11 protein-coding genes are annotated in these 11,224 nt (G+C 39.2%); 6 read left to right on the forward strand and 5 right to left on the reverse strand.

Annotated elements, in window-relative coordinates; genetic code table 11:
- Nucleotides 1-11: 11 nt before the first annotated feature.
- From THETH_RS07755 to THETH_RS07775, 5 genes are all read right to left on the reverse strand, one after another.
- Nucleotides 12-812, reverse strand: coding sequence for a metal ABC transporter permease (locus tag THETH_RS07755; RefSeq protein ID WP_157723337.1), 801 nt, complete (start codon nucleotides 810-812; stop codon nucleotides 12-14).
- A 5-nt stretch (nucleotides 813-817) separates the two neighbouring features.
- Entirely contained in the window at nucleotides 818-1,540 is a 723-nt protein-coding gene (locus tag THETH_RS07760) for a metal ABC transporter ATP-binding protein (protein WP_013932800.1), read from the reverse strand.
- A gap of 5 nt (nucleotides 1,541-1,545) precedes the next feature.
- A complete protein-coding gene (locus THETH_RS07765) occupies nucleotides 1,546-2,397 on the reverse strand; it encodes a metal ABC transporter substrate-binding protein (RefSeq protein WP_013932801.1) in 852 nt (283 codons plus the stop codon).
- 2 nt (nucleotides 2,398-2,399) lie between these two features.
- Entirely contained in the window at nucleotides 2,400-2,774 is a 375-nt protein-coding gene (locus tag THETH_RS07770) for a Fur family transcriptional regulator (protein ID WP_013932802.1), read from the reverse strand.
- A 107-nt stretch (nucleotides 2,775-2,881) separates the two neighbouring features.
- Complete coding sequence (locus tag THETH_RS07775) at nucleotides 2,882-4,120, reverse strand: aminotransferase-like domain-containing protein (protein ID WP_013932803.1); 1,239 nt, start codon at nucleotides 4,118-4,120, stop codon at nucleotides 2,882-2,884.
- Nucleotides 4,121-4,501: 381 nt separating this feature from the next.
- On the opposite strand from THETH_RS07775, the gene THETH_RS07780 reads away from it, so the two are divergent.
- Genes THETH_RS07780 through THETH_RS07805 form a run of 6 tightly spaced genes read left to right on the forward strand, consistent with a single transcriptional unit; the run spans nucleotide 4,502 to nucleotide 11,208 of the window.
- Entirely contained in the window at nucleotides 4,502-5,761 is a 1,260-nt protein-coding gene (locus THETH_RS07780; RefSeq protein WP_013932804.1) for an argininosuccinate synthase, read from the forward strand.
- Nucleotides 5,754-6,953 (forward strand): argininosuccinate lyase, encoded by a 1,200-nt coding sequence (gene argH / locus THETH_RS07785; RefSeq protein ID WP_013932805.1) that lies wholly within the window; start codon nucleotides 5,754-5,756, stop codon nucleotides 6,951-6,953. The genes THETH_RS07780 and argH overlap by 8 nt, the downstream gene beginning before the upstream one ends.
- Entirely contained in the window at nucleotides 6,950-7,972 is a 1,023-nt protein-coding gene (gene argC, locus THETH_RS07790) for an N-acetyl-gamma-glutamyl-phosphate reductase (RefSeq protein WP_013932806.1), read from the forward strand. The genes argH and argC overlap by 4 nt, the downstream gene beginning before the upstream one ends.
- Nucleotides 7,973-7,988: 16 nt before the next feature.
- Entirely contained in the window at nucleotides 7,989-9,182 is a 1,194-nt protein-coding gene (argJ, locus tag THETH_RS07795) for a bifunctional glutamate N-acetyltransferase/amino-acid acetyltransferase ArgJ (protein ID WP_013932807.1), read from the forward strand.
- On the forward strand, nucleotides 9,179-10,012 hold the full coding sequence (gene argB, locus THETH_RS07800) for an acetylglutamate kinase (protein WP_013932808.1): 834 nt from the start codon (nucleotides 9,179-9,181) through the stop codon (nucleotides 10,010-10,012). The genes argJ and argB overlap by 4 nt, the downstream gene beginning before the upstream one ends.
- Nucleotides 10,013-10,014: 2 nt before the next feature.
- Nucleotides 10,015-11,208 carry an acetylornithine transaminase gene (locus tag THETH_RS07805; RefSeq protein WP_013932809.1) on the forward strand — a complete coding sequence of 398 codons (1,194 nt, stop codon included), beginning with the start codon at nucleotides 10,015-10,017 and terminating at the stop codon, nucleotides 11,206-11,208.
- Nucleotides 11,209-11,224: the final 16 nt, after the last annotated feature.

Genomic DNA, 11,224 nt, shown 5'->3' on the forward strand with positions numbered 1-11,224 from the left:
AAGCTAATGATTCATCTTCTACAAATCAAAATTGCAACAGCTAAAGATGCAAAACTTGTAAGGGCTATAGTCGGTCCTGGGGGTAAATCGAAATGATATGCAAGAATGAATCCCACAAGTGAATTTATGGTCGAAAACAAAATGGAACTAGGGAGAATTTCCCTCAAGTTTTTCGATACTGTCTTTGCAAAAACCCCAGGCATGACGATGTAAGTTCCCATGAGAATTATTCCGGAGATTTTCACAGTGGTAACCACAGTCAACGATACAAGGATCATGATCAAAAGGCTGAGTAAATTAACGTTTATTCCATAGAACTGCGAAGCTTTTTCATCGGCAAGATAGTAAATCAAATCTTTCCACAAAAATAAGTAGAAAATCAACGTCAAACTAAAAACAATAAAGGCAAAAACAATATCGCTTTTGTTTATCAAAAGTACATTACCGAAAAGAAAGCTGGATAAATCGGTAGTGTAACTTTTACTTTTGGATAACGTTATCACACCCAAAGCCATGAAAACTGGAAGAAGTGTTCCAATGGTGCTACTTTCGGAGAATTTGCCTTTTTTTGAAAAATACCACACGAACGCTGCAAAAACAACGCTGGTTACTGTTACCAGTGGTATGGGACTTAAAGATAAGATCGATGCAACCGCAAGTCCTGCAAAAGTTGCGTGTGCAACACCATCTCCTATGAACTCCATCTTCCGATAGACAACTATCGGAGAAACGAAAGCCGAAAGAACAGATACCAACGTTGTCCCAAGAATAGCCGTTCTGAGAAACTCGTATTTTACAAGATCCGCCAGCATGTTCATCACCTTCGATGCTCGATTTCATAATGGCCGTTGGAACGTATCCATATGTCGAACTGACCAAACAGATCTTTCAACTTTTCTGGACTTATCTTTTCAGTTGGGGCATGACAGTGCAAAGTTTTGTTCAAGCACATAATGGTACTACATTCTTTGAAAATCAACCCTATGTCGTGACTAACCATTACGATCGTCAAATTTCTTTCCTTCTTCAATTCGGAAAGCAATTCGTAGAAACTGCTTTTGCCCATTTCATCGACCCCAGAATCTGGTTCATCGAGCAAAAGTATGTCGGCATCCGAAAGCAAAGCCCTCGCAAGTGATAGTCTTTGAAGTTCTCCTCCCGAAAGGCTGCCAACAGGAAAGCTGACTTTCTCAGCAAGTCCAACCTTTTTCAACATTTCAACAGCTTTGGCTTTTAATTCCTTGGAAAATTTTCTGTGTTTCACGTACAAAGGCAAAGAAACGTAGGTTAAAACATCTATGGGAAATTCTCTGTTAACAGTATGAAACTGCGGCTGATAACCTATTTTTCCATTTATCTCCACTCTTCCAGAATAGTTCTTTATCTCACCAACCAAAACTTTTAAAAGCGTTGTTTTTCCAGCTCCGTTGGGCCCTATTATCCCAACGAATTCTTTTTCTTTTACCTCGAAGGAAACGTTTTTCAAAGCGTAGTATTCTCCAAATTTAACGCAGAGGTTTTCAACTTTGATTTTCACCATGATAGTTACCTCGCTTGCACCGCTTCTTGAAAAGCTTTAAGAAGATTCTCGTAGTACTCAACAATATTGTTTGCTTCGACGCCAAGATGGTCTATGACGATTATTTTTTGCTTCAACTCTTTGGCTATTTGTTCAAGCAGTTTTGGGTTGAACTGTTTTTCGGCAAATATACCCAAAAGCTTTCTCTGTTTTGCTTCCTCTATGATTTCTTTGATTTTCTTTGCACTTGGTTCTTTTCCGTGTCCCTCTTCAAGTGCCAGAGTTTTTATCTTGTATTCGCTAGTCAAATAAACCGTGGAGGGATGGGTTATCACCAAAACACCGTTTTCAAAATTTCTTAAGGTTTGATCCAGTCGTACTTGAATATCTTCCAAACGTTTAATCAGATTAAATGCGTTTTTTCTATAGATTTCCTCGTTCTGCGGATCTTTTTGAGATAGCACTTCTACCACTTTAGGAATGATGAAATCCTTAACAAGCTTTGGAGAAAGCCAGATGTGCGGGTTGAACTTTCCATGATCGTGATGATCTTCTTGATGTTCGTCGGCTTCTATCAAAAATTCTTTCGGGATAAAATCGCTTGCGTAAATCACGTTTTTGTACCCTTTAAGATAAGGTTCCAAATCAAGTCCGTTTGCCAACACGAAATCAGCTGCAGAAAGTTTTTTGACGTCTGAAATTGTTGGAGAAAAGGTATGTGGATTGCTGGTTGGTTTTATAAGCAAATGTATCCCGCAATTGGTTGAGGCAACTAAGTCTTTCAAAAGAAGATAATATGGATTTATCGTTGCCACAAGATTTAAGCCAAAAAGTGTTGTAGTCAAAATAACCATGATGAAAGGAATGATTTTTCTCACATTTAAACCTCCTTTCGCAGACAATCTTTACAGATTCCCTGAAAGATTACGGTGTGATCTAAAATTTTTCCTCCTATTGATTTTTCGATCTCTGCTTCTTTAATTTGACAGGGCATAACCGGTAATATTGCACCGCAATTGTTGCACACAAAGTAATGCACGTGCCTGTCCGCCGGATAGTAGTAGCTAAAACCACGAAACTCGAAAGACTTTACAAGGTTTTCTTCCTCAAGAACGCTTATGTTTCTATAAACACTGGGCACAGGTATTTTTGCTTTTTTCGAAATTTGATATGCATTCAAGGGAAGATAGGTATTTTCAAGCAATTTTAGGATTGTCATGGCAGTTTTTGTAAGGTGTTCTCGCTTCGGTTTCATTTTGATGCCCCCTTGATCGATAATGATTATCATAATCATTATACACCGAAAGAAAAAACCACGGATTATTTGGAAGCCCAAGTTTTTTAATTGTTGATAGATATAAGCTATCTCAGCAAACCCTTTTTCACGCCATATTCAACAACCGCTTGTTTTAACCTTTTTACCCCTTCGATTATCTTTTCCTCTGGTGGAAGACAGTAAGAAAGTCTCATTGAAGAACTTGGCTTTTCATCCACGGTGAACAATTGACCTGGTACGTAAAAAACACCTTTTTCCTTGGCAAAGTGAAGCATTTCCAATGTATCAAAACCCTCTGAAAGAGTAAGCCAGACGAACAAACCTCCTTCGGGTTTTACCCACCTGGTGTTTGGTATATCAGAAAATTCGTTCGCAAGCGCTTCAACCATGATATCACGCTTCCTTTTGTAAATCTGTATAGCATTTTCAAGTTGACTGATCAAATCATATCTTTGAAGGTACCTGGCAGCTATCCTTTGGTTCAAACTAGGGCTGCAAAGGTCCACAATTTGTTTGGCATCGGCAAATTTTTCTATAAGTTCTTTCGGGCCAACTATAGTTCCTATTCTTAAACCTGGTGTCAAAACTTTGCTGAAGGTGTTCAACAACAAAACTCTTTCACAACCTGCAAGCGAAAACAAACTTGGAAGATGCTTTCCTTCAAATCTAAGAAGACCGTATGGATCATCTTCCAATATTAAAAGATCGTATTTTGCCGCAATCTCCAAAAGACGTTTTCTCTTTTCAAGTGACATCGTTACACCTGCTGGATTGTGAAAATTTGGAACAGTGTAGATGAACTTCACCTTCTTAATCTTTCCTCCCATGTCTAGGTTTTGAAGAACGTTTTCAAGAACGTCAAGGTTCATCCCATCATCTTCCAAAGGTATACCGATGATAGTTGGCAAGGCCGTCTTAAACGAAGCAAACGCCACAAAGTAGACGGGATTTTCAACTATGCATATGCTTTCTTTGTCCAACAAAACGCGTGTCACAAGATCGATTGCCTGTTGCGAACCATTGGTAAAAAGTATGTTTTCGTGTTTTAGGTTGTCCACACCATAAACTTTTTTGAAGAATTTAATCATTTGATCGGCAAGCAGAGAATCGCCCTCGGTGCTGTTGTACTGCAAAGTGTAGTAATATTCGTTTTCAATCACTTCTTTGGCTATTTCAGCAAGCTCTTTTCTCGGAAACGTTTCAGGATCCGGTACCCCACCACCAAAAGATATCGCACCAGGAATTGCTGCAAACTTCAACAGTTCTTTCACGATGGAAAGATTCAAATTCTTTCCAAAGTCCGAATAAAGTTCTTTGTAGTTCACTTGCATCCCTCCTGAGACAGTTATCAATTTGTGTTTTAAGCATTGTACCACAAACTGATTTTGTGTTGTCTTTACAAACTTGTATCCAATACTTTGTTACATCATGTTTTTTCACTTGATCGCAAATAAATTTGCAAGGAATTTTAACCACAAACTAAGTCTTTATCTTGTTATAATTTTGCCAAACAAGGTGGGAGTATATCGTGAAGAGGATACTTGAAGTTACAAAATCAATGTTTCCAACAAAGAACATAAGGCGAACGAAGGGCCGGTGGGTGCAAGAAGGCACCTAAGCCCTTCGTTGCCTTTTTGCATCCAGCGGCCATATCGAAAGATATGGCCGCTTTTTTTATACTATGGCAACCTTTAGGAGGTGAACTTATGGGTGAAAAAGTAGTTCTTGCTTACAGTGGAGGATTGGATACTTCGGTCATCCTGAAATGGTTGGTCGAAAAAGGATTTGAAGTCATCGCCTACGTTGCCGATGTTGGGCAGCAGGACGATTTTGATTACATCAGGCAAAAGGCGCTTGCAACAGGAGCCTCAAAAGTTTATGTTGAAGATTTAAAAGAAGAGTTTGTAAGAGATTACATCTTTGTTGCTTTGATGGGTAATGCGATGTACGAAGGCAGATATCTTCTTGGAACAGCCCTTGCCAGACCTTTGATAGCCAAGAAGCAAGTTGAAATAGCTCACAAAGAAGGTGCCAAGTACGTTGCACACGGTGCGACGGGTAAGGGAAACGATCAAGTTAGATTCGAGTTGACCTACGCCGCCTTGGATCCAACGCTCAAGGTGATCTCGCCTTGGAAAGATCCAGAATTTTTGAGTAAGTTCAAAGGAAGAACTGATTTGCTGAAATATGCCAAGGAGAAAGGTATACCAGTCAAAGCAACTATTGAAAAACCATACAGTGAAGATGAGAACTTAATGCATATTTCCCATGAAGCTGGAAAACTTGAAGATCCAGCTTATGTGCCAGATGAGTCTATCTTTACCAGGACTATTTCACCAAAGGATGCCCCCGATGAGGAAACGCTGCTTCAAATTCACTTTAAAGATGGTATACCGATAAAAGTAGTTAACCTAAAAGATGGCACCGAGAAAACAACGCCTTTGGAGCTTTTCATGTACTTGAACGAAATAGGTGCAAAAAACGGCGTAGGAAGAGTTGACATGGTTGAAAATAGGTTCATCGGAATCAAATCAAGAGGTGTGTATGAGACTCCTGGAGCAACGATACTTTGGATTGCCCACAGAGACCTTGAAGGCATAGCGATGGACAAAGAAGTCATGCACCTTAGAGATATGTTGGCACCGAAATTCGCCGAATTGATTTACAACGGCTTTTGGTTTTCTCCTGAGATGGATTTTCTTTTGGCTGCTTTCAAAAAAGCTCAAGAGAAAATCGATGGATGGGTGATCGTGAAGGTATACAAAGGAAATGTCTGGCCAGTCGCAAGGTATTCTCCAACCTCGCTGTATGATCAAAATCTTTCGAGCATGGATGTGGAAGGTGGGTTTGATTCAACTGACTCAAAAGGATTCATAAACATTCACGCGATTCGTTTGAAAGCACACAACGTAGTTCTTGGATCAAAAGATCCATTTGAATGGAGAAAGGGGCTTGTGGATGTCTGAGAAACTTTGGGATAAAGGTTATCAACTTGACAGTTTGATTGAAGATTTCACCGTAGGGGAAGATTACTTGCTAGATATGAAATTGATCGAATACGATATATTGGCAAGCATAGCACACGCTCGAATGCTTCAAAAGAAAAATCTCCTAACGGTTGAAGAATTTTCAGCAATCGAAAATGCTTTGAAAAAGTTGTTGAACTTGGTCGAAGCTGGAAAATTTGAAATAAAAAAAGAGCAAGAAGATTGCCATACAGCAATAGAAAATTTCCTTGTTCAAGAAATCGGGGAAATTGGAAAGAAGATCCATACTGCAAGATCTAGAAATGATCAAGTTTTAACTGCCATAAGGCTTTATCAAAAAGATGAGCTAATGCAAATTTATAGTCTAATAAAGGATCTTCAAAAAAGTTTGAAAAAATTTGCCAAGAAATATCGTTCGGTGCAATTTGCTGGGTACACACATACAAGAAAAGCTATGCCAACGAATTTTGAAATTTATGCTTATGCTTTTGTAGATGCTCTACAAGACGATTTAAAATTGCTCAAAGCAATTTACGAAATAATCGATCAATGCCCCTTGGGAACTGGCGCTGGTTATGGTGTACCGATCGAGGTCGACAGGGAATTTACCGCGAAAGAACTTGGATTTAAAAAGGTTCAAGAAAATCCAATATACGCCCAAAACAGCCGAGCAAAGTTTGATGCACTTATTGTTCAAACTTTGCTGCAAATTGGATACGATTTGAATAAATTGGCTACGGATTTGATTTTCTTCTCTTTAGAAGAAATAGGTTACGTTGTGCTACCAAAGCAGTTCTGCACTGGTAGTTCTATAATGCCGCACAAATTCAACCCAGATCCCTTGGAATTGCTAAGAGCCAATTACCACAGATTGATTGGCAATTTGATGCAGATACTTTCTCTCTCATCCAACTTGATATCTGGTTATCATAGGGATTTTCAACTGTTGAAGAAACCATTGATTGACAGTTTTGAAACGGTCAAACAGATGATCGTTGTGATGAAAGTAATCGTCGATGGTTTGAAAGTTGATGAAGAAAAATGCAAGAAAAGTCTGACAGAAGAGGTATTCTCCACCCACAAAGTTTACGAGCTGGTCAAACAAGGAATTCCTTTTAGAGAAGCTTACAAAATGGTTGCTATCCAATATTCAAAGGGAGGTCAAGTATGATAAAGGTCAGCATCGTTGGAGTAACAGGTTATACAGGTTTGGAACTTTTGAGGATACTCAAAAGACACCCATACGTAAATCTCGAGGTGATATCCTCAAAAAGCCATGCCGGTAAGAGTTTAAGTTACCATTTTCCGTTCAGCTTCGAAGAAAAAATGATTGAAGATCTTGAAAGATCCATCGAATTAGCTCAAGAGAGTGATGTGGTGTTTTTAGCTGTTCCAACTGGTGTATCTTACGAAATAGCCAACAAGCTTTCAAAACCAAAAATCATAGATCTTGGGGCGGATTTCAGATTCAACGATCCAAAGGTTTATGAACAGTGGTACGGCAAGAAATTGGAAAACTACGAAAAATTCGACAGAGTTTACGGTTTAACGGAAATTTATCGCGAGCAAATTAGAAATGCAAGAATCGTGGCAAACCCAGGTTGTTATCCCACATCGGTTATCTTGGCTTTGGCGCCGCTGCTGAAGGAGAAACTTTTGCTGGACCAGACGATAACAGTCGATTCGAAATCGGGAGTTTCTGGAGCTGGAAGAAAAGACAGCGCTGAATATTCTTTCTGCGAACTCAACGAAGGCATGAAACCCTACAGCGTGGTCAACCACCGACATGTACCTGAAATGGAACAAGAACTTTCAAAACTTTTTGGTGAAAAAGTGCAACTGGTGTTTACTCCTCAACTTGCACCGATGACGCGCGGTATCCTTTCCACGATTTATGTTAAGACGAAAGCTTCGCTGTTAGATGTTTATCATTTGTATAAAAAATTCTACGAGAAGGAAAAATTTGTGCACGTGTTGGAACCAAATGTTTTTCCTTCAACCAAATGGACTGTTGGTTCAAACCACGTTTTCATATCTATGACAAAGGATGAAAGAACCGATACCTTAGTTTTGATCAGTGTTCTAGACAACTTAGTGAAAGGAGCTTCTGGACAAGCCGTTCAAAACATGAACGTCATGTTCTCCCTTGAAGAAGATTTAGGACTTGTTGAAAATCCAATTTTCCCGTGAGAAAGGAGGAGGTTGCATGGAGCAAATTCCTGAAGGATTTTTATTCTCCTCCGTTCATTGTGGAATAAGAAGAAAAAGAAAGGACCTTGGGATAATATATTCCCTTGCACCTTGCAGTGCAGCGGGTACTTTCACAACCAACACGATCAAAGCCGCACCGGTTGTGTACACTTCAAACGTGCTTGAAAGAAATAACACAAACATTAGAGCAGTGATTGTCAACAGTGGTGTTGCAAATTCTTGCACCGGCGAACTTGGTTTGAAAAATGCCATTGCAACGGCAGAGTTTCTGGCAAAAAAGCTGATGCTTGACGAAGATAGCGTTTTAGTTGCTTCCACTGGTTTGATCGGTGTTCAACTTCCTATGGACAAGATAATCAACGGTATAGAAATGGCCGTTGAAAATTTTACAACGGATCCACTTGGCTTTGCGGAGGCAATAACGACAACCGATACCACTTTGAAACTTTCCTCGGTTTGTTTGAATTTGAACGGTAAAAAGGTGAAAATTTTGGGAATTGCAAAGGGTAGCGGGATGATTCATCCAAACATGGCTACAATGCTTGCCTTTATCTTGACTGACGCAAAGATCTCTCCACAGTTGTTGAAAAAACTTTTCAAGGAATCTGTTGATCAAACTTACAACATGATCGACGTTGACGGTGACACAAGCACAAACGATATGGCTTTGATTTTGGCAAACGGTTTTAGCGATGTGGAAATAAACGAAGGGACAAAGGAATGTGAGGAATTTTTCAAAGCCCTAAACCAGATAAACATGGAATTGGCAAGGAAAATAGTTGAGGATGGTGAAGGGGCAAGCAAAGTGATAGAAGTTGAAGTACTTGGGGCACCAGATATTGAAAAAGCTAGGAAAATTGCACGAACAATAGCTTCATCCAATCTAGTTAAAACGGCAATTCATTTGGAGGATTTAAACTGGGGAAGAATACTAGCTGCCGCTGGGTATTCCGGAGTCATATTTGATTATTCAAAAGTTGATCTTTACCTTTTGGCGGAGGGAAAGATGGTAAAACTAGTTGAAAATGGTTGTGGATGCAGCTTTGACGAGGAAACAGCAAGATCAATCCTTGCTCAGAAAGAAGTTAAGATCGTTTTGGATCTTAAGCAAGGTCAGGCAAGTGCTAAAGCGCTTGGTTGCGATTTAACAGAAAAATTCATCGAAATATCTGGGAGGTACAAAAGATGACATATAGAATACCAACGATTTTGGATGTACTACCAATGCTTACCGATTTGAAGGGGAAAATAATCGTTACGAAAATTGGTGGAAGTGTTATGAGGAGCAAAGAAACTTTGGAGAGCTTTGCCAAAGATATTGCAACGATGAAAGCTTTTGGAATAAAGCCGATAGTTGTTCACGGTGGAGGGCCTGAGATAAATCAAATGTTAGAAAAACTAGGAATTCAAACCAAATTTCAAAGTGGATACAGGGTAACAGATAAAGAAACGTTGGAAGTGGTGTTGATGGTTTTGGCGGGAAAAACAAACAAACATTTGGTGAAAATATTAAACGATTTTAAAGCGAATGCAGTTGGTGTATGCGGAGTTGATGCAAATTTATTCGAATGTGAAAAAGATTTAACCTTTGGAGACATAGGATTTGTTGGAAAAATCGTTTCAGTAAACTGTGACTTTGTCTTAGATCTTCTTTACAAAGGATATATACCTGTTATTGCAACAGTGGGGAGTGGTAAGGATGGGATTTACAACATAAACGCAGATGTGGCGGCAGCTTATCTTGCCAAAGCTTTAAAGGCTGAAAAGCTGATCATTCTCACGGATGTAGATGGTGTTTTGGTGAACGGGGAAGTTGTCAAATCGCTTACAATTTCTCAAGCTCAGCATTTAATTGAAACAAGTGTAGCAAAGGAAGGAATGCTTCCAAAACTAACAGGTGTCATAGATGCGGTCAAAGATGGGGTAAAGAGTGTGCACATAATAAATGGAAAGATTGAGCATGCGGTTTTACTTGAGATTTTTGGAATGACGCTTGGAACAATCATAAAGGAGGGTTAACTATGAACGAATATTTGATGAATACCTACAGTAGATATCCTATAGTGCTTGATCACGGTAAAGGTTCATGGGTTTGGGATGAAAATGGCAACAAATACCTTGATTTTGCGGCGGGAATAGCGGTTAATTCACTTGGACATGCCAACAGAAAACTTTTGAAAGCCCTCAAAACCCAGGCTGAAAAGCTGATACACTGTTCCAATCTTTATTGGACAAGACCACAGATGGAACTTGCAAAACTTTTGATTGAAAAGTCCTTTGGAAAAGGAAAAGTCTTTTTTGCAAATAGCGGAACAGAAGCAAATGAAGCAGCTATCAAGATTGCAAGGAAATACGGAAAGAAGTTTTCACAAACTAAATTTAAAATTCTATCTGCTACTAATTCTTTCCATGGAAGAACTTATGGTTCTCTCAGTGCAACTGCTCAGGAGAAATACCAAAAACCTTTTACTCCTCTTGTGGATGGGTTTGAGTACTTTGAATTCAACAACATTGAAGATTTGAAAAAGAAAATGTCTGAAGACATTTGTGCGGTGATTTTAGAGCCCATTCAAGGAGAAAGCGGAATTGTGCCTGCAAAAAAAGAATTTTTGCAACAGGTTAGAAATCTTTGTGATTCGTACAACGCATTACTTATATTCGATGAAGTTCAATGTGGAGTAGGTAGAACAGGAAAGCTTTTTGCATATCAACTTTACGATGTTCAACCGGATGTTTTAACACTTGCAAAAGGGTTGGGAGGAGGTTTACCAATAGGAGCTGTTTTAGTCAACGAAAAAGCGGATATTTTGGAACCAGGTGATCATGGTTCTACTTTTGGGGGTAATCCGCTGGTTTGCTCAGTTGCAATCAGTGTTCTTCAGGAAATTTCAAAGCCAGAGTTTTTGTCCAAAGTTGAGAAGGCTGGAAAAAGGCTGAAAAACGGTTTATTAAGATTGAAAAAGAAATATCCTGAATTGATAAAAGATGTGAGGGGCATTGGTTTGATGATAGGGGTTGAGCTGAATAAAATCTCTGCAAAGGAGTTTTCTTCAACATGTGTTAAGGAAGGACTTCTTCTTGCGCCTGCTGGGAACAACACTTTAAGATTTCTTCCACCTTTGACAATTTCGTTTAAAGAAATAAGTTATGGGTTGAACATATTCGAAAGTTGCTTACAAAAAGTCATGCAATCGAATTTGCAAGCGGCTGGTTGATAAGTTGGAGGGAAAT

It is taken from the genome of Pseudothermotoga thermarum DSM 5069, assembly GCF_000217815.1.
GTDB lineage: Bacteria > Thermotogota > Thermotogae > Thermotogales > DSM-5069 > Pseudothermotoga > Pseudothermotoga thermarum.

Excerpts from the sequence above, each read along its gene's own strand:
- THETH_RS07755 (WP_157723337.1), bottom strand. The coding sequence starts at position 812 with ATGCTGGCGGATCTTGTAAAATACGAGTTTCTCAGAACGGCTATTCTT.
- THETH_RS07760 (WP_013932800.1), bottom strand. The coding sequence starts at position 1,540 with ATGGTGAAAATCAAAGTTGAAAACCTCTGCGTTAAATTTGGAGAATAC.
- THETH_RS07770 (WP_013932802.1), bottom strand. The coding sequence starts at position 2,774 with ATGAAACCGAAGCGAGAACACCTTACAAAAACTGCCATGACAATCCTA.
- THETH_RS07780 (WP_013932804.1), top strand. The coding sequence starts at position 4,502 with ATGGGTGAAAAAGTAGTTCTTGCTTACAGTGGAGGATTGGATACTTCG.
- argH (WP_013932805.1), top strand. The coding sequence starts at position 5,754 with ATGTCTGAGAAACTTTGGGATAAAGGTTATCAACTTGACAGTTTGATT.
- argC (WP_013932806.1), top strand. The coding sequence starts at position 6,950 with ATGATAAAGGTCAGCATCGTTGGAGTAACAGGTTATACAGGTTTGGAA.
- argJ (WP_013932807.1), top strand. The coding sequence starts at position 7,989 with ATGGAGCAAATTCCTGAAGGATTTTTATTCTCCTCCGTTCATTGTGGA.
- argB (WP_013932808.1), top strand. The coding sequence starts at position 9,179 with ATGACATATAGAATACCAACGATTTTGGATGTACTACCAATGCTTACC.
- THETH_RS07805 (WP_013932809.1), top strand. The coding sequence starts at position 10,015 with ATGAACGAATATTTGATGAATACCTACAGTAGATATCCTATAGTGCTT.